At 58.6% G+C, this 17,709-nt stretch carries 15 protein-coding genes; 12 read left to right on the top strand and 3 right to left on the bottom strand.

Features of this window, described 5'->3' with window-relative positions; translation table 11 throughout:
• Nucleotides 1-7 precede the first annotated feature (7 nt).
• The 4 genes from FHT29_RS26580 (at nucleotide 8) to FHT29_RS26565 (ending at nucleotide 5,210) form a co-directional block, all read left to right on the top strand.
• Entirely contained in the window at nucleotides 8-1,516 is a 1,509-nt protein-coding gene (locus tag FHT29_RS26580; protein ID WP_168600461.1) for a sugar ABC transporter ATP-binding protein, read from the top strand.
• A complete protein-coding gene (locus FHT29_RS26575) occupies nucleotides 1,500-2,462 on the top strand; it encodes an ABC transporter permease (protein ID WP_168600460.1) in 963 nt (320 codons plus the stop codon). The genes FHT29_RS26580 and FHT29_RS26575 overlap by 17 nt, the downstream gene beginning before the upstream one ends.
• A gap of 7 nt (nucleotides 2,463-2,469) precedes the next feature.
• Entirely contained in the window at nucleotides 2,470-3,687 is a 1,218-nt protein-coding gene (locus FHT29_RS26570; protein WP_168600459.1) for a Zn-dependent hydrolase, read from the top strand.
• A 146-nt stretch (nucleotides 3,688-3,833) separates the two neighbouring features.
• Nucleotides 3,834-5,210: an aminopeptidase P family N-terminal domain-containing protein gene (locus FHT29_RS26565; protein WP_210255542.1), complete on the top strand. Its 1,377-nt coding sequence runs from the start codon at nucleotides 3,834-3,836 to the stop codon at nucleotides 5,208-5,210.
• Nucleotides 5,211-5,389: 179 nt separating this feature from the next.
• Here FHT29_RS26565 and FHT29_RS26560 read toward each other — a convergent pair whose 3' ends face one another.
• Nucleotides 5,390-6,391 carry an aldo/keto reductase gene (locus tag FHT29_RS26560; RefSeq protein WP_168600458.1) on the bottom strand — a complete coding sequence of 334 codons (1,002 nt, stop codon included), beginning with the start codon at nucleotides 6,389-6,391 and terminating at the stop codon, nucleotides 5,390-5,392.
• A 215-nt stretch (nucleotides 6,392-6,606) separates the two neighbouring features.
• On the opposite strand from FHT29_RS26560, the gene FHT29_RS26555 reads away from it, so the two are divergent.
• Nucleotides 6,607-7,503 (top strand): AraC family transcriptional regulator, encoded by an 897-nt coding sequence (locus FHT29_RS26555; protein WP_168600457.1) that lies wholly within the window; start codon nucleotides 6,607-6,609, stop codon nucleotides 7,501-7,503.
• A 412-nt stretch (nucleotides 7,504-7,915) separates the two neighbouring features.
• On the opposite strand, the gene FHT29_RS26550 is transcribed toward FHT29_RS26555, so the two are convergent.
• A complete protein-coding gene (locus FHT29_RS26550) occupies nucleotides 7,916-8,881 on the bottom strand; it encodes a VOC family protein (RefSeq protein ID WP_168600456.1) in 966 nt (321 codons plus the stop codon).
• Between the two features lie 34 nt (nucleotides 8,882-8,915).
• Entirely contained in the window at nucleotides 8,916-9,794 is an 879-nt protein-coding gene (locus FHT29_RS26545; RefSeq protein ID WP_168600455.1) for a fumarylacetoacetate hydrolase family protein, read from the bottom strand.
• A 141-nt stretch (nucleotides 9,795-9,935) separates the two neighbouring features.
• Here FHT29_RS26545 and FHT29_RS26540 point away from each other — a divergent pair, with 141 nt between their 5' ends.
• The 7 genes from FHT29_RS26540 to FHT29_RS26510 all read left to right on the top strand — a co-directional run bounded on the left by FHT29_RS26540 (nucleotide 9,936) and on the right by FHT29_RS26510 (nucleotide 17,688).
• Entirely contained in the window at nucleotides 9,936-11,570 is a 1,635-nt protein-coding gene (locus FHT29_RS26540) for a bifunctional 3-(3-hydroxy-phenyl)propionate/3-hydroxycinnamic acid hydroxylase (protein ID WP_168600454.1), read from the top strand.
• Nucleotides 11,560-12,414, top strand: a complete 855-nt coding sequence (locus FHT29_RS26535) for an SMP-30/gluconolactonase/LRE family protein (RefSeq protein ID WP_168600453.1) — start codon at nucleotides 11,560-11,562, stop codon at nucleotides 12,412-12,414. The genes FHT29_RS26540 and FHT29_RS26535 overlap by 11 nt, the downstream gene beginning before the upstream one ends.
• 66 nt (nucleotides 12,415-12,480) lie before the next feature.
• A complete protein-coding gene (locus FHT29_RS26530; protein ID WP_168600452.1) occupies nucleotides 12,481-13,185 on the top strand; it encodes an FCD domain-containing protein in 705 nt (234 codons plus the stop codon).
• Between the two features lie 50 nt (nucleotides 13,186-13,235).
• A complete protein-coding gene (locus tag FHT29_RS26525) occupies nucleotides 13,236-14,213 on the top strand; it encodes a sugar ABC transporter substrate-binding protein (protein WP_168600451.1) in 978 nt (325 codons plus the stop codon).
• 36 nt (nucleotides 14,214-14,249) lie between these two features.
• Entirely contained in the window at nucleotides 14,250-15,773 is a 1,524-nt protein-coding gene (locus tag FHT29_RS26520; RefSeq protein ID WP_168600450.1) for a sugar ABC transporter ATP-binding protein, read from the top strand.
• Complete coding sequence (locus FHT29_RS26515) at nucleotides 15,770-16,741, top strand: ABC transporter permease (RefSeq protein ID WP_168600449.1); 972 nt, start codon at nucleotides 15,770-15,772, stop codon at nucleotides 16,739-16,741. Before FHT29_RS26520 ends, FHT29_RS26515 begins: the two co-directional genes overlap by 4 nt.
• A gap of 2 nt (nucleotides 16,742-16,743) precedes the next feature.
• Nucleotides 16,744-17,688: an ABC transporter permease gene (locus FHT29_RS26510; RefSeq protein ID WP_168600448.1), complete on the top strand. Its 945-nt coding sequence runs from the start codon at nucleotides 16,744-16,746 to the stop codon at nucleotides 17,686-17,688.
• Nucleotides 17,689-17,709 lie beyond the last annotated feature (21 nt).

Below are 17,709 nucleotides of genomic sequence, written 5' to 3'. Positions count from 1 at the left end.
CGCAATCATGACTACGGTCATTGAACTGCGCAAAATCTCCAAGGAGTACAGAGGGGTCTTTGCCTTGAGCGGCATCGACCTCTCGCTCCAAGCCGGCGAGATCCATGCCATCGCCGGCGAGAATGGCGCAGGTAAGAGTACTTTGATCAATATCTTGTCAGGAAGTGTCGCTCCATCATCAGGCGAGCTCTGGCTCTATGACGGCCGCGTCGAATCCTTCGGTCCACGCGAAGCGCTCAGCAAGGGCATAAGCGTGGTTCACCAGGAGTTGACAGCGTGTCCAAGCGTTTCGGTTACTGAAAACGTATTGCTTGGGCAGCTGCCCAGCCGGTTCGGCGTCGTGAATTGGCGCGAGGCTAGGAAGCAAGCAACGGAGGCGCTCGCTCGTCTTAAGATCCACCTCGACGTTGACGCGCTCGTCTCCGAGCTATCCCTCGGTCAAAGACAGCTCCTTGAAATCGCTCGGGCTGTGTTCAGAAATGCCAAGATCCTCGTTCTTGACGAGCCATCGGCGATGTTGGGCAAACACGACATTGAGATCGTTCATCAAACCGTGATGCGGCTGAAGGCCAAAGGTGTCACGGTGGTCTACATCACGCACCATCTTGATGAAGTCTTCAAATTGGCGGACCGGGTGACCGTCCTGCGAGATGGCCGCTGTGTTGGAACTTGGCCGACCAAGGAGATGTCGGAACAGCAACTCATTAAACATATGACCGGTCGAGATGTTGTTCAGACGATACGCGAAGCGAGCCTCGCTGGCGCAACAGCGCTGAAAGTGTCGGCCTTGAGCGGCAAGATGTTCGAAAATGTCAGTTTCGAATTGCAGGCAGGCGAAGTGTTCGGGATCGCCGGCGTGGTCGGCTCGGGCAGAAGCGAGCTTGTGAGAGCGGTATCCGGGTTTGAGAAATGGAGCAGCGGCGATGTGCTATTCTGCAATAAGCTTATGCGCTCTGGCGATCACAACCAGGCGCGGAGGCTGGGAATGGCGTTCCTTTCGGAGGACCGCAAGACCGACGGACTCCTCCTCGACCGCAGCATCCGAGAGAACGTCTCACTCGCTGGGATGTTCGGGCGGTCACCCCTGTCCTGGATCACCCGCCGAAAGGAGAAAGATCTCGCGATTGAAGCCCTCAAGCCACTCAAGACGCGATACCAGGACGTCGACCAGGCGGTGCGGGAGCTTTCGGGCGGCAATCAGCAAAAGGTGCTCTTGGCTCGCTGGCTCATTACGAAGCCGAGGCTCCTTATTCTTGATGAACCAACGCGGGGTGTCGACGTGGGGGCCCGGTCGGACATCTACAAAATCATCCATCAACTAGCTTCAGAGGGCGTCACGGTCCTGGTCGTGTCGAGCGAGATCAACGAGCTGATTCTAATTTGTGACCGCGTGATGGTCATGCGGAAAGGAAGAAGCAGGGCCATCTTGGATCGCCCGCAGATCTCAGAGGACAGCATCAGCAGATACGCACTTTCCGAAGACGTGGAGGACAAAGCCCATGCAAACTCAATCTGAAGAACTGCCCGTTGCCAAGAGGCGCTGGCGCGTGAAGGTACCAAAAGGGTCCGTTGTCGGTCTGATCGCACTTCTCCTCTTTTCCGCGCTCGCGTCGCCGCAGTTCCTGACCGAGCCGAACCTCCTCAACGTATCACGCCAAATTGCGATTGTCGGCGTGCTCGCGGTTGGCATGACATTCGTTGTCCTCACATCGGGAATCGATCTGTCAGTGGGGTCCATGATGGCGGTGGTTGCGGTCATCATCGCGCATGTCACCAAGGATTATGGTGCCGCCGCCGGCATTGCGGCAGCCCTTCTATCGGGAGCGTTGCTTGGTGGTGTCAATGGCGTGGGAGTCGCGTTTGGACGGATTCAGCCGTTCATCATGACGCTTGGAACGCTTGCAGCCGGGCGCGGCTTAGCGTTGATATTGAGCGGCGGCGAAGCCATTCCGATCGACGCGGATTTTCTGTACGAGCTCGGTAACCGCAAGACATTTGGCGTCCCCAATCCGACTGTTGTCTTTCTCCTCCTGGCTGTCGTTGCCCACTTCATTCTACGCAACACCGTCTTTGGCCGAGGAGTCTACGCGATCGGATCGAGCGAAGAAGCCGCACGCCTCAGCGGCATCAACGTGCGTGTCACCAAGCTCGCAGTCTATGTCATATCGGGTATTTGCGCAGCGCTTGCAGGCGTCTTGTACGCGTCCCAGCTTGGCGTCGGAAGCGGTACGGCAGGTGACGGTTCCGAGCTCGACGCGATCGCGGCAACCGTCGTTGGCGGGACCAGCCTGTTCGGCGGACAGGGGACGATCGCCGGCACGTTCGTTGGAGCGGCCATCCTTGGCGTACTCGCAAACATCCTTAACCTCACAGGGGTTGACCCCTTCCTTCAACGCATCGCCAGAGGCGTGCTGATCGTCATTGCAGTTCTGCTGCAGGGACTGGGTCAGCGTAGAAAATAGGTGAAACATGACCATTAATCCCGAACGTGTCCTTCGCGATCTCGATGAACTCGCCCAACTGACCGGCAACTCCGGTGGCGCGCAGCGATTGTGCTGGACGCCAACGTGGGAGAAGGCGCGCATTTGGCTGCGCGACAAAGCGGCCGAAATCGGCATGCAATCCGAGAATGATGAAGCTGGAAATCAGTGGCTCACACTTACAGGCGAAGGCGAAGAGACCATAATTGTGGGCAGCCACCTCGATTCAGTGAGGGACGGCGGAAAATACGACGGGGCACTCGGTGTGCTCGCCGGACTTGAGATCGGTAGAACGCTCGCTGAGACTGGGAAAAGGCCGAGCAAGACGTTCAGGGTAGCGAGTTTTGCGGATGAAGAGGGAGTTCAGTTCGGCCGAAGTCTGATAGGTTCTGGCGCGGTTGCAAAAACGCTTCGGCTTGAGGACATTCGAAAGCTGCGATCACTCCAGGGTGAGGGCGTTGAGGAACTGATCAATGCCTACGGTGCCTCGATTGAAAAGTTTGAGCGCACGGGACGGTGGCTCAAGAATGCGCGAGCCTATGTCGAGTTACATATAGAGCAAGGGCCGGTTCTAGAGCGTCTCGGCAAGCCCCTTGCCGCAGTCAGCGGAACCTATGGTGCTGACCGATACCAGGCTACGTTCAGTGGGCGGTTGGATCACATTGCGGCAAGCCCGATGATCGGCCGCAAGGACGCACTTGTCGCAGCGGCCAGAGTGATCACTCTTGTCCGTGACACGGCACTGCGCTTGGGGGGAGTGGGAAGCGTCGGGCGGTGCGAAGTTACCCCCAATTTCACAACGACAGTGGCGGAAGGCTCCTCCATCATCATCGAGCACGGGCACGACGATGTAGAAGTACTGCAAAGGACTGGTCGCATAGTCAGAAACGCAATACGGCAGATCGCGGCCGAAGAAGGTGTCGATGTCCGGCTTGACGATCTTTGGTCGACGCCACCCGTCAGGTTTGATCCGCATCTGGTATCGATTTTCGAAGAAGTGGTTGGGAACGAGCAAGGCAAGAGCATAACGATCCCAAGCGGACCACTCCACGACGCCGCCGAAGTGGCCGCGGCAGGTATCCCCACGGCTATGCTTTTTGTCAGAAGCCGCGATGGGATCTCCCATTCGCCTGCGGAATTTACGGACGACGACGACATTCGCCGGGCCGTGATCGCGCTCAATTCGGTGGTCGAGCGCCTCCTCTAGAAGCCATGCGTCAATAGATTTTTCGCTCTTCCGGTTCCCACCGGAAGAGGTTGGTCATTGCTGTCGAAAGTCGTCACCAACGTGCCGATCCTTGTGGTTTTCGCGAGAAGGGCGGCTGCAGTAAATTCAAAAAAATGGAGGGGCATATGCCCGTCGAATTGAGACATATCGAATTACCAGATTTCGGAACGCCCACAATAAGACCGGAGATTGCTAAGGCCGTCTATGAAGACCGCTTTCATCGATTTTTGACTGCAATTTGGGCGCGCGGTTTCGATGCGGTAGCCGTTTACGGCGACAGAGAGCATTGCGCCAATATCGCCTATCTCACTGGCTTTGACCCGCGGTTCGAGGAAGCGCTGCTTATCGTCGCGAAGGGAAAAAAGCCGGTGCTCTTGACGGGCATAGAGAACCAGGGTGTGGCCCGTAAGTCCGCAATCGATGCTGAGGTAGTCATTTACAAGCCGTTCGGTCTGCTTGGTCAGGATCGGACGGACACCAAGTTCCTGCCGGATTATTTAGCAGAAGCTGGGTTGGAGACCGGGTCAAGAATTGCTGCGATCGGTTGGAAATATTATACGCACAGGGAGCATCCCAAGCCCTCGACTTGTCTAGACATACCTTCCTATCTTGCAGATGCTCTCCGTGGCTTTGGCCCGGTCGGTAATGCGGCCGATGTCCTCATGGATTCGAGTACTGGCCTTCGAACTCATATTGAGGTCGACGAGATTGCTCAGTTCGAGTTCGCGGCAACCCATGGCTCCGAGGCTGTCCGTCGACTTCTGCGGAACGTGAAGCCGGGCATTACCGAGCTTGAGGCGAGCCAGTTACTCGCACCGATCGGCTTGCCGCTCAGCGCACATACACTGCTGACATCGGGGGAGTCCGTGGCGGACGGATTGAGAAGCCCCTCCAGCAAGACGATTCAGCGTGGTGACCCGTTTCTGATTGCGTTCTCATATGTTGGTGCGCTAACGGCGCGTGCCGGCTTCGTTGCGGACGGTCCTGACGACTTGGATGACAACATTCGAGATTACGTAGAGCGTCTCGCAGCTCCCTATTTCGAGACTGTGTGTGATTGGTACTCGACTGTCGGCATCGGCGTAGAGGGTGGCCGGCTTGACGCGCTGGTGCGTGAACGGCTCGGTGATCCCTTCTTCAACGTCCTCCTCAACCCAGGACATCTACTTCACCTGGAGGAGTGGATAAATTCGCCAATTTATCCGAACAGCGTGGAGACCCTTCACAGCCATTCAGCGCTTCAAATGGACATTATTCCTGCGACAGGATCGGCCTATCAAACGGCGAACGCGGAAGATGGCATTGTGCTGTTGGATGAACGCGGGCGGGCCGAAATTCGGGAAAAGTATCCCGATTGCTGGGAAAGGATGAGGGCTCGAAGGGAGTTCATGGTCGATTATCTAGGCATCAACCTGAAAGAGGAGGTGATGCCGATGAGCAATCTTTGCGGATATCTGACGCCTTTCATACTCGCCCGCGACCTCGCGTTCGTCAGAACGTAAATTTTGCAGCCGGTAGCGACGCCCGAACACATCGGGCGTCCCCATTGAATGTATAATAAAGGGGAGCTTAAATAATCAGAAGATTACTTACAGTGGTTGCCGCCGCAGCACCGCGCGCTTGACTGCCGACCAGATTGACTGATCGCGGTGGCGATGGTGTTATGATTTCAGTTTTCCAATTAGTGTCCCAGTGTTTCCATCATAGCGGGAGAGTAGCGGTCCCCCGTCGCGGCGCCGATCGGAGCTGCTTCGTTGAGCGCCGCCAACTCGTCCGGTCTTAGAATCAAATCGGCGGCGGCAATATTTTCCGCTAGATATTTTGATCGTTTTGTTCCAGGGATCGGGACCGCCCCTACGTTCATCGTCCAGGCGATGGCCAATTGAGATGGTGTCACGTTCCTTGCCACAGCTATCTCCTTGATTCGTTCTACCAAACGGAGATTTGCCTGTAAGTTGCCGCCTTGGAAACGCGGGTCAAACCGCCGGAAGTCGTCTGGCGCAAGTTGGTTTAGATCCGTCAAGGCGCCGGAGAGCAAGCCCCTGCCGAGCGGCGAGTAAGCGACGAAACCGATCCTCAATTCGCGAATTGTCTTCAGGACCTCATCGCGTTCAACTTCGCGCTCGAACAACGAAAATTCGCTCTGGACGGCAGTGAGGGGATGAATAGCATGGGCCTTACGGATGGTTATGGCGCTTGCTTCTGAGACACCAATCGTGCGCACCTTGCCGTCCCGGACAAGGGTCGCTAGCTCACCTATCGTCTCCTCGATAGGCGTAAGCGGATCGATGCGGTGTAGGTAGACAAGATCGACGAAATCCGTCCGGAGTCGGCGAAGCGATCCTTCAACAGCCACGCGAATCTCGGACGGTTTCCCGGTAACAATCGGTTTGCCATCCACCATAGCGAGATCACCATTGGAGGTATATTGAAAGCCAACTTTGGTTGCCAGGACAACGGCATCTCGCTTCCCCGCGAACGCGGTCCCCAGCAATTCTTCGTTGGTGAAAGGTCCATAAACCTCAGCAGTATCGAAAAAAGTTACACCATGATCTAGCGCCTGTGCCAGCGTCCTCAGGCTTTCCTGTTCATCGCCAGACCCGTAAGCCGCGCTCATTCCCATGCAACCTAATCCCTGGGCGCTTACAACCAGTCCCTGAGTCCCGAGTGGGATCTGTCTCATGAAATCTTCCTTCCTCTGAATTCGTTTAGCGTCGAATGGTCCACAGGCGCGGATATACGTGAAGCGCGCTACGCACCGCCTAGTGCGCCATAAAGCCAGTCGACGAGTGTGACGCGGTAGACCGATACTTGCAAAGTCTTGCACGATCCTGTCATAGACGCGCGACCGGCGCATTTGCCTTGCCCAGCCATCTGATTGCTGCTCGAATGCTGACTATGGATACTCTCGTCGAACTTCGAAAACGCATCATCTACCATTCCGGCTCAGCGGACTTGGCAACGATCCAGACTGCTATCGCCGGCCTCAAACTCTCTATTTGCCGCATCACGACCGATCCAATCGGCCACGTCTATGAGCCGGCGGTGGTGGTTGTCATTCAAGGGAAAAAGCGGACAGTGCTCGGCGAGCGAATCTTCGACTATGGGGTCGGTCAATACCTCGTGGTCCCGATCGAGCTACCGATCGTCAGTCGTATCGCGTCCGCCAACGCGGAAGAGCCATTCTTGGCTATTGCCTTGACATTGCGTTCAACATCGATCGCATCACTTCTCGTCGATGCGGCTATACCGCAACGCAACCCGACGGAGTTCTCAGGCCTGGGCGTCAGCACTGCCTCGCCTGAGCTTCTCGACGCTATGTTGCGCATGATTTGTCTGCTCGATTCGCCGGCCGACATTCCAATTTTGATGCCTGGGTTGGAACGAGAGATTCTTTGGCGCCTGCTCAGCGACGAACATGGCGGTCTCATTCGCCAGATCGGATCGGTCGGCGGCCGATTGTCAGAAATCGGTCATGCCCTCCGCTGGCTACGGAGTCGCTATGCTGACCTCATCCGCATCGAGGAGATGGCCGATCAAGCTGGCATGAGCGTATCAACGTTTCACCGCCATTTTCGCGCAATTACCGCTATGACGCCGATCCAGTATCAAAAGCAAGTCCGCTTGCAGGAAGCACGAATGCGCCTTCTGGCAGGGTCCGGTGATGTCGCGTCGGTCGGTTTCGCCGTCGGCTACGATAGTCCATCACAATTTAGCAGAGAATACACTCGTCTGTTTGGGTTCCCGCCTGGCCGAGACGCGACGCGTCTCAGGGAGGTTCTACCAAACAATTGAGTTGCAATGGTTTCTTCGGGACAGAGGACCTCTGTGAAAGGTCAACGTCCGAGTGACGACGTCATCAACACGGATGTCCATCATTCGAATGAAACCACAAGCCACTCCGCAATCCTTGCGAAGGCAACCGGTGCATCGACTAAAGCAAGAGCGGACTGAAGTTCAGGTCCGCGAGTTCATGCGGCGTCAGGTTTGGAGCGCCACTTATTAAGCTGAGCAAAACTCCATATGCATTCAAATACTTTCACGGTGCCACAATCCTCAGTCTGATTCTCCATAGGAGTTTCTCCAACGGCGCCTCGCCGTGTCCGATTGCATACGGACAGACGCGACGGCCCTTGTGCCAAGCGTCAGGAGGCCCGGCTCACGTCATAGCACCTGCAAAATGACCGGTTGAATACCCGGCCTATCGCTAACGCTGCCAATCACTCTCGTAGTTGACGGTAAAATCTTCAGGTGGCGTTGGCCCCCAGACATAGAAGGCATCTTCCGGCGCATGGTCCGCCGCCGGCCAGTCATATTCCGCCGAGACGAAATCGATGTCGGCCGAATATTCCGCGTAGCTGCCCCATGGATCGCGGATGTAGTGAAAATAGTTGGAGCCAAGCACGTGACGACCAAGGCCCCAGCCTCGCGAGAACCCCTTGTCGGCCATCTGCATGGCGCCGAGCCCGATATCATTGATCGAGCCGACATCCCAACTGAGATGGTGCAGGCCTGGCGCGTCGGATTTGGCAAAGGCGACAAGATGGTGATCGCTGCCATGGACACCATGAAGGAAGGCGATCCCATCGGCGGACCTGTCTGAGAGCCGTAGGCCGAGAACCCTGCAATAGAACGCCACCGCCTTGTCGACGTCCCGCGTGAAGATCAGGATATGGGCAAGCCTGCGCGGCTGGACGAGCGGAGCGCGCGATCGCAAGGGGGCAGACGCCTGATTGGCGGGCACAGAAACATTTCGGAAGTCGGACTTCTCGCTTGGCGAGGTTTTCCCCGCCACGCGGATTTCGACGATATTGCCATCATGGTCGCGGAACCAGATACCGTTCGATTGGAAGCCTGCGGGTGGATCGATCAAAGCCACGCCGCTTAATTCCACATGTTTGCGAAACACGTCGAAATCGTCTTCGAATACACCGAAGGACAAGAAGCCGAGCCGCTTGTGCGGCCCTTCCGACAGGCATCCCCAGCGGTGTGTATGGCCATGGGTATAGAGGCCAAGCGAATTGCCCTCTTCGCGCACGTCCAGACCGAAAGCGGAATAAAAATCACTCGCAACCCGAAGGTCCGGAACCCGGATGTTGAAGCCGTCCATCGAATGGATACCGAGCACGCCCGGCCTACGGCTCGCATTAACAAAGCCTTTGATCGCCGTCATTGAAGCTCCTCCTCTTCCCTGCTCTGCCTGAAGTTCAGGCGGCCTCCCTGCCGACGGCAACTTCATCGCGGATAGAATTGACCAGCAGGCCAATCCGTTCAATCTCCACTTCGCATATGTCGCCTTCCTTCATGTAGAGCGGCGGCTTGCGGCCGGCACCCACGCCGGCGGGTGTACCAGTGACGATCACGTCACCGGGCTCAAGCGTCATCGTCTGGCTGAGGATCGACACCAGCGAGGCAACGCTGAAGACCATATCGTCGATATTGGCACGCTGTACCGACTGACCGTTCAGACGGGTTTCGAGGACCAGCCCCGCACAGCCCGGCGGAAGTTCATCGGCCGTCACGAAGACGGGGCCGAACGCGCCGGTGGAATCGAAATTCTTGCCGATCGTCCATTGTGGCGTTGCATGCTGGTATTCGCGGATCGAGCCGTCATTGAAAATGGAATAGCCGATGACGTGTCGAAGGGCGTCCTCTTCGGAAATCTTGGAGCCGCCCTGCCCAATGACGGCAACGAGTTCGCCCTCGAAATCGAGCGTATCGGATACTTTCGGCCGGATGATCTCGTCGCGATGTCCGATCAGGCTGGAGCCGAAACGCGCAAAGACGGTCGGATATTTAGGCTGCGCATAACCGGATTCTGCCGAATGATCCCGATAGTTCAGTCCGACGCAGAGGATCTTCGGCGACCGTGACAGAAGTGGCAGGTAGCGGATTTCCTCCCGCGAGATCACCTTTCCCTTCCGCAGGGCCTCGCCGGCAGCGGTCAAGTCCTGCCCGCCGGCGGCGACCAGCGCATCCAACGTTCCGGGAAATTCCGGATCGGTGACGAAAAGCCCGCGCAACGCGCCATTCTCTTCGATGGCCAATCCTTCGTTACCATCGCGTGCAAATCTTACAAATCTCATGATGTGTCCTCCATCTGATGCGATAGATATCCATCACAATAAAAGATTTGTCAAATAAAAATATATTTTCTTTTCGATGAGCCTGTGTTATCGATCATGTCATGTCGACCGCCGGAGGTGCGGCCATCAGGAGGAGCAATCATGAAAAACTATGATCTTGCCATTATCGGGCGCGGACCGGTTGGCCTTGCCCTGGCAGCGCTTGCAGCGCAGCTGCAGCTGAAGGCGGTCGTCATCGAAAAGCATCGGGATCTGTATGCCTTGCCGCGTGCGGGGCATGTCGATCACGAGATCGTTCGGCTTTTCCAGTCTCTCGGCGTAGCGGACGCCATGTTGGCCGACAGCTATCCCACGACCGAGTATGTCTGGGTCAACGCGCAGCGCGAACTGCTGCTCGAATTCGACTGGGGCGCAAAGGGTATCTCCGGCTACAATTCCGACTACATGCAGTTCCAGCCGGTTTTCGAAACGGCTCTTGGCGAAAAGCTTTCTTCCGCCGAAACGGTGGACCAGATGCTCGGCTGGGAGGCCCGGTCACTGACCGAGGATGCGGATGGCGTGGAGATGCAGCTCGCGCGTACGAAAATGGTGCCGGGCCAGGTGCGTCCTGTCGCAACGGACGAGATCGAGACGATCCGCGCCCGCTTCGTGGTTGCCGCCGACGGCGCCAACAGCAGTGTCCGCCGCATGCTGGAGATCGAACGCGACGATTTCGGCTTCAACGAGAAATGGCTCGTCGTCGATGCCCGCAAAAAGCGCAACTTTTCGCTGGATTTCGATTGCGGCCAGATCTGCGACCCCAAGCGTCCGGTCACCGTGCTGCCGCTCGGCAAACGCCATCGCCGCTGGGAATGGGCGTTGATGCCGGGTGAAACCGCCGCAGATCTCGAAAAGCCCGAGGCAGCGTGGAAATTGCTTGCCGAACAGAACGTCTTTCCGGACGATGTCGAAATCATTCGCCAGCTCGTCTACACATTCGAGGCGCGCCATGCCCAGCAATGGAGCAAAGGGCGAATTTTCCTTGCCGGCGATGCCGCCCACACCACGCCTCCCTTCATGGGGCAGGGCATGTGCTCCGGCCTGCGGGACGCGAAGAATCTCGCTTGGAAGCTGGACCTGATCGTCCGCGGCATTTCCGAGCCATCTCTTCTCGACACCTACGAGCAGGAGCGCTCGCCCCACACGCGGGACTGGACCATCATATCGCTCGAAGCCGGCAAAGTGCCTTGCACGCTCGACCCGGAAGAAGCGCGTCTTCGCGATGAGAAGTTCCGCGATGGCTGGATGCCGCCGATGCCGGACTTCCCGAAGCTTGTCGAGGGCATTCTGGCCTCACCGGAAACCGGCTCGCCAACCCATCTCAACGGCACGCTCGGTCTGCAGGCCTCGGTGAAAAAGGATGGCAGGGTCGCGCTATTCGACGACTTTTTCCCCAGCACCCGTTTCGTTGTCGTCAGCACTGTGGCCAATCCGGCTTCCGTCCTGTCACGCAGCCAGATCGACAGGCTTGAGGCGATCGGGATCTGGTTAGTCCATGTCGGCACTGGTCCGGATGCTGACGTGCAGGATGTCGATGGCACTTATACCGCCTATTTCCGCGACAACCATATCGAGGCAGTGGTTCATCGTCCGGATTTCTACGTCTTTGGCGCCAGCGAGAAGCTCAGCGACCTCAGCGCGCTCGTCGACGACCTCCTGAACCAATTGCATCTAACCACCGATACCCGCGCCTTGCAGACGGGAACAACATATGAGGATCGTGCCAATGCCTATTGAAACCCGGCTCCATGCCGAAGGCCTTGCCTGGCCGGAATCGCCGCGTTGGCGTGACGATGTGCTTTATATCTCTGATGTGCACAATTTTCGCATCGCCAAACTATCCGCAGACGGTGGGGTAGAAACCTTGTGCAAGGTCGAGGGACGCCCTGCGGGCATGGACTTCACCGAGGACGGCAGTCTGCTGCTGGCAACCGGGATCGGCCGTCAGCTTTTCAGCGTCGATCCCGCAACAGGGGTCATGGACCTCAAGGCATCGCTTCCGCCAGTGGAGAGTTCCTACCTGAACGACCTTGTCGTGCATCCTGATGGATGGGCCTGGTTTGGAGAAACAGGCTTTCGTTTCGGCCTGGATACGCCACAGGAAAATGGCAGCCTTTGGGCCTATCACCCGCAGAAGGGGTTGAAGCAGGTCGCCACGGATATCTTCTTTCCGAACGGTCTTGTTGTCAGCCCCGACGGGGCGACGCTCTATGTTGCCGAAACTTTCGGCAAGCGGATTTCAGTTTTCGACATTGGCGCCGATGGCAGCCTGAACAACAGGCGCATTCATGCCGAGCTGCGCGGCGAACCTGATGGCCTTTCCCTCGACGCCGAAGGTTGCCTCTGGGTGCCGCTCCTGTTTTTGGGCGAGTTCGTGCGGATCGCGCCGGACGGACGGGAAATCGAAACGATCGGTTTTCCGGGCATGAATGCCATTGCCTGCATGGGCAGCGGCGAAGATCGCAAGACGCTGTTTCTCTGTGTCTGCAAGGCAGACCGCAGCAACCCGCAAAAACCTATTCTGAGTGGGCAAATTCATGTCGCGCTGCCCGACTCCGCAGGAGTCGGAAGACCACGCTAAAATATCTTATCTTTCATAAAATATATTTTCTTTGACATAATGTTTTTAATGTTGTAGAAAATATGAATGAACGAAGTCATCGAATCCACCACCCAGGCCGATCAGGTTCACAGCCAATTGCGATCGGCCATATTAAGCGGAGCGCTCGCTCCCGGGGAGCGGATTCGAATGAACTTCATTGCCTCGGATAAGTCGGTCAGTCTGGGCGCGGTACGGGAGGCGCTCTCCCGTCTCGCGGCAGAGGAGATCGTCATCGCAACGGCGCAGCGCGGCTATCGGGTCGCATCGCTTTCGGCCGAGGAACTGAATGACCTGACCGAGACGCGCATTGCACTGGAGCAGATTTGTCTCCGAGCCTCGATCGCCGAGGGAAGCGTGGAATGGGAAGCCTCGCTGGCCGCCGCACTGCATCGCCTGCTGCGGATGCCGGAATTCGAGAACGGTGATTGCCTGCAGCTCAGCATGGCTTGGTCGCAGGCCCACGACAGCTTCCATACGGCCCTGGTTTCCGGGGCTCGGAGCGTGTGGATGAACAAGTTTCGCAGCTCGCTCTACCGGCAGGCGGAGCGCTACCGCCGCCTTTCGGTGCCTCTGCGGACAGGGGATCGCGACGTGGCGGGCGAGCACCGCCAGCTATGCGAGGCTGCCCTTGCCCGCGATGCCGAAAGTGCCTGCGCGCTCATGCGTACGCACCTGATGCGAACAAGCGAAATCCTGTTGCGGTCGCCATTGCTGATGAATGCCGAACGGCTGGAGGCAACGGGCGCCTGAGCGGAATTGCCGGAGGGAGCCGGCCATTGGATCAAGTGGAGGAGAAAACCATGATCGTCAGAACGATACTCTATACCGCAATGCTCGCATCGAGCGTAGCATCCTTTGCCCATGCCGAAGCGGCGGGCAAGAAGCTCACCCTGTTGACCGGCCCGACCGAGGATCGTCTGATCAGCGCCTTTTCGCATGAATTCGATGATAAGGCGAAAGCGGCCGGAATGACGGTCACCCAGTTGACCAGCCCGTTCGACCCGGCCCTGCAAGCCCAGCAGCTCGACGACGCCATCGGCCAGAAGCCCGATATGATCGTCCTGCAGCCGCTCAGCTCAGGTGCTGTTACGCCGGGCCTGCAGCGGGCCAAGGCTGCCGGGATTCCCGTCTTTCTCGTCATTTCGCAGGTCGAAAAGGGTGACGGACTGTCCGTGGGCACGATGGCACTCGACGATGTGAAATCGGGCGAGCTGGCGGCAGAGGCCATGATCGCCGGTCTGAAGGCTGGCGGCCGCCAAACGGCAAAAGTGGCTGCGATCACCGGATCGCTGGCAGAGGGTATTGCTCCAAGGCGTCTTGAAGGCTTCAAGGCACGCCTCGCCAAAGAGCCATGGATCACGCTTGTTCAGGTCGAGGATGCGCAATGGATCCCGCCGGCGACCGAGCAGATTGCCGGCCAGATGTTCACCAAATATGCGGCCGATGGCGGCCTGGATGCCATTTACGGCATGAATGATGCCATGGCGAATGCCATTATCCAGGCGGCAGACAGTGCCGGCATCGACTTGGGAACAGCTTCCGGACAACTGCTCGTCATTGGCGGCGGCTGCCAGGAATCCGGGATCCGCAACATGCAGGCGGGCAAGCAATATGCCACGCTGAGCGGCCCTCTTCCTTCCTATGATGGTCCGAAGGCAGCAGAGCTGATCACCGACTATTTCTCCGGCAAGGATATCCCGAAACTCAGCGTCACCACGCCGCTGGAAGTCGTTTCCAGCGGCAATCTGGACAGCTACGCCAAGTCCTGCAGCTTTTAAGCAGCGTAAACCGCGTACCATCGACAGGAGGACACCATGACGAACGAACACGGTTCGGCCGATTCCGTATGCCTTTCGGTACGGGGGCTTACAAAGCGCTTCGGCAGCATCACGGCGATCGAGGACGTGTCGCTCGATCTGCAGCGAGGTGAAGTTCGGGCATTGTGTGGTGGAAACGGTGCGGGAAAGAGTACGCTCGTCAAGATATTGACGGGCGTGCTGATCCCGAGCGAAGGCACGCTTGATGTCGACGGTCAAACACGCCATTTCCGCAACCCCATCGATGCGCAGCGCGCCGGCCTGACGCTCGTCGCCCAGGAACTCAGCCTGGCGCCCGACCTTTCGGTGCATGACAATCTCTGGCTCGGCCACGCGAGCGCCCCGTTCGTGCGGCGCACCGCTCAAAGTACCGCCATGGCAAGGGAAGCGCTCGATACCGTCGGTTTGGAATCGACCAGCCTCGATGTCAAGGCGCGCGACCTCGCCCTGGCGGAGCGACAATTGCTGGAGATCGCACGCGGACTGGTGCGCAATGCCTCCGTCCTGATCCTCGACGAGCCGACCGCTACCTTGTCTGAGCGGGAAATCGGCAAGGTTTTCGATGCGGTCCGCCAACTCAAGGCAAGGAGTTGCTCGGTCATCTACATCACCCATCGCATGGGCGAGGTTTACGAGCTGTGCGATTCCGTGACGGTGATGCGCAACGGGCGTGTCGTCACCACGCAGCCGGTCACGGAAATGCCGCGCGATCGTCTCTTGGAACTGATGATCGGCAGGGAGCTGACCGATGTCTACCCGCAAGCCACCCGCAAGCCGGGCGAGGTGATGCTGGATGTCTCGGGTTTGCAGGTGCCGGGCACGATCGACGGATTCGATATCACGCTGCGCGCCGGCGAAATTGTCGGCGTCGTTGGACAGATCGGCTCGGGCGCAACGGAAAGCATCCGTGCCCTGGCCGGCCTTGTTCACAACGCCCGTGGTGACGTGGCCGTCGACGGTCGAAAACTGCGCCTTGGGGCGCCGGCAAGCGTTCTGAGATCAGGCGTGCGTTTCGTTTCAGAGGACCGTGCGAGCGAGGGCGTGTTTCTCGACAAACCGGCGCATACGAATCTTGTCGCGACACGTCTTGCGGAAGTGTCGAGCAATGGGCTTTTGCCGGCAGGCCGTCTAGGCCGCATCGCCGGCGTGCTTGCCCAGCAGGTCGGTTTCGATCCCTCGCGCCTGCACCTCGCGGCAGGTCGCCTCAGCGGTGGCAACCAGCAGAAGCTCGCCATCGGCCGATGCTCCGATCGCCGGATGCCCGGCGTCATCCTGATGAATGAACCTACGCGCGGCGTCGATATGGGCGCGCGTGCCGAAATCTACCAGACGCTCAGGCGATTATGCGATGACGGCAATGCCGTTCTCCTGGCGTCAACCGACCTCGAAGAGGTTGTCGGCCTCGTCGACCGGGTCGTCACGATGTTCCGTGGCCGGATCGTCGGCGTGCATCAACGTGGCGCATTCACCGAGACGGCCATCCTTTCTGAAATCACCAACGCACAGGAGGCGGCGGCATGAGCATGGTCAGCGAAATCTCTCCATCACCCGCGAAGGCGGGAAGAGTCAGGCGGGTGAAGACCCCGTCCCTGGCAAATCTTGCAAAGCTGCTTGCGATCGCCCTTCTCATCGGTGTGGCATTGGCCACGCCGGGGTTTTTCACCCGGCCCAGTCTGATCGCGCTTGCCAACGCCATATCGCTTGTCGGCTGTGTCGCGCTTGCAATGACATTCGTGACACTCGGCGGCTACATCATGTCCTTCAGCCTCGGAGCGACGGCATCGGTGACCGGCATCGTCTTCATGGCAATGCTCGGCCACGGTTTCGCGCTTGCCGCCGTGACCGCGGTTCTGGCGGGTATCGTCATTACCGCCCTTCAAGGCGGGATCATCGGAGCGCTGCGGGCCAATCCCATCATCGTCTCGTTGGCTGCCTACGCTCTGCTGATCGGTCTGACGCAGATCATCGTCGGTCCCAAGATGGACGCGCCGAACCTCGATTATCAGTTTCTCAAGGGACGTCTTGCCGGCATACCGATCTCCTTCCTGGTTTTCGCGGCACTGGCGATCCTGGCGCAGTTGATCATGACGTTCACGCGTTTCGGCCATGAACTCATGCTCGTGGGCAGCAATGCGCGCGCAGCCGAGGCCGCAGGAATCCACGTCACCCGCGTGACAATCATCGCCTATGCTCTGGCGGGCGCTCTGGCGGGCATCGGTGGCATTCTGATCGCTTCCCGTTTCGGGACGGCGGACATGCAGACGGCGCGCGGCTTCGAATATACGGCCATCGCCGCGGTGCTGATCGGCGGGACGGCGATTGGTGGTGGCCGCGGCTCCATGATCCAGACGTTTCTCGGCATGACCGCGATTGCCGTCATCAATGCTCTCGCATTGCTCCAGGGATTCAGCATGGAATTTCAGCGGCTGACGATCGGTCTTGCCGTGCTGGCGGTCGTCATTCTCCAAGGACTTGGGCGGAGGACCTAACGATGCGTAACTGGTTTAGCGAAGAAAGAAGCGCCGGCGGTATTCTTATCGTCGTGGCTTGCATCCTTGCCCTGGCGCTCGCCATACAGGGGACCGCTTCATCGCAATTCGTGCTCTTCAGCATCCTGCAATATTTCGCGACGATAGCGCCGGTGGCGCTCGGGCTCGGATTGACGATGATCGCCCGCGAATTCGACCTGTCGGTCGGCGGCGTCATGAGCCTCGCCGGCTGTATCGCGGTCACCATCGGTGCCGGAGATCCGGTGGCCGGGGCTATTGCAGGTATAGTGGCAGGGCTTGTCATCGGATTGCTGCAAGGCCTGGCCATCACCGGGCTTGGCCTCAGTTCCATTTCGGTATCCCTCGGGACGCTGATGACGACGGCAGGCCTTGCCTATATCGTGACCGGCAACCTGACCGTCTCGCTCGGGCGGCCGGACCTGTCGGCCGCGATCAACGAGCCGCTCCTCGTCATCTTTTCCTGGCGTAGCCTGTTTGCCGTCGCTTGTGTTGCCACCGCCGGCCTGATTTTCCGCTGGACCCGCATCGGCGTGGATCTTGTCGCAACCGGATCGGACCGCGCTGCGGCCAGAACAGCCGGCGTGGAGACAGGGCTGATGGTCGCTGCAGTCTTCACCCTCTCCGGTGGGCTTGCAGCGGCAAGCGGCGTGCTGCTCAGCTACGGATTGTCGGTCGCATCGCCCTCAGGTCTCACCGATGTCCTGGTGCCGGCCATTTCGGCTGCGATCACCGGCGGGGTCTCGCTCGCCGGCGGCCGCGGCAGCCCGTTAGGAGTAGCCTTCGGCACCCTCATCCTTTGCCTGCTCAATGCCGGCTTGAATGCGCTCGGCGTCTCGCCGACCGCCCAGCAGGTCATTCTGTCAGCCGTGCTCTTTGCCGTGGCAATTTCGTCCGCACCCCGGTTCCATCGGCTTCTGAGGGGATAGGGTGGGTTCGGTCACGCCGTG

This window comes from Rhizobium sp. SG741, from assembly GCF_012275435.1.
Lineage (GTDB): Bacteria > Pseudomonadota > Alphaproteobacteria > Rhizobiales > Rhizobiaceae > Rhizobium > Rhizobium lusitanum.
This window is presented reverse-complemented; position numbering and strand designations above follow the sequence as displayed.

Bases quoted from the DNA above. Each gene is read 5' to 3' on its own strand.
- FHT29_RS26565 (WP_210255542.1), top strand. From the start codon at position 3,834: ATGCCCGTCGAATTGAGACATATCGAATTACCAGATTTCGGAACGCCC.
- FHT29_RS26535 (WP_168600453.1), top strand. From the start codon at position 11,560: ATGCCTATTGAAACCCGGCTCCATGCCGAAGGCCTTGCCTGGCCGGAA.
- FHT29_RS26575 (WP_168600460.1), top strand. From the start codon at position 1,500: ATGCAAACTCAATCTGAAGAACTGCCCGTTGCCAAGAGGCGCTGGCGC.
- FHT29_RS26540 (WP_168600454.1), top strand. From the start codon at position 9,936: ATGAAAAACTATGATCTTGCCATTATCGGGCGCGGACCGGTTGGCCTT.
- FHT29_RS26510 (WP_168600448.1), top strand. From the start codon at position 16,744: ATGCGTAACTGGTTTAGCGAAGAAAGAAGCGCCGGCGGTATTCTTATC.
- FHT29_RS26545 (WP_168600455.1), bottom strand. From the start codon at position 9,794: ATGAGATTTGTAAGATTTGCACGCGATGGTAACGAAGGATTGGCCATC.
- FHT29_RS26520 (WP_168600450.1), top strand. From the start codon at position 14,250: ATGACGAACGAACACGGTTCGGCCGATTCCGTATGCCTTTCGGTACGG.
- FHT29_RS26550 (WP_168600456.1), bottom strand. From the start codon at position 8,881: ATGACGGCGATCAAAGGCTTTGTTAATGCGAGCCGTAGGCCGGGCGTG.
- FHT29_RS26515 (WP_168600449.1), top strand. From the start codon at position 15,770: ATGAGCATGGTCAGCGAAATCTCTCCATCACCCGCGAAGGCGGGAAGA.
- FHT29_RS26555 (WP_168600457.1), top strand. From the start codon at position 6,607: ATGGATACTCTCGTCGAACTTCGAAAACGCATCATCTACCATTCCGGC.
- FHT29_RS26530 (WP_168600452.1), top strand. From the start codon at position 12,481: ATGAACGAAGTCATCGAATCCACCACCCAGGCCGATCAGGTTCACAGC.
- FHT29_RS26560 (WP_168600458.1), bottom strand. From the start codon at position 6,391: ATGAGACAGATCCCACTCGGGACTCAGGGACTGGTTGTAAGCGCCCAG.
- FHT29_RS26525 (WP_168600451.1), top strand. From the start codon at position 13,236: ATGATCGTCAGAACGATACTCTATACCGCAATGCTCGCATCGAGCGTA.
- FHT29_RS26580 (WP_168600461.1), top strand. From the start codon at position 8: ATGACTACGGTCATTGAACTGCGCAAAATCTCCAAGGAGTACAGAGGG.
- FHT29_RS26570 (WP_168600459.1), top strand. From the start codon at position 2,470: ATGACCATTAATCCCGAACGTGTCCTTCGCGATCTCGATGAACTCGCC.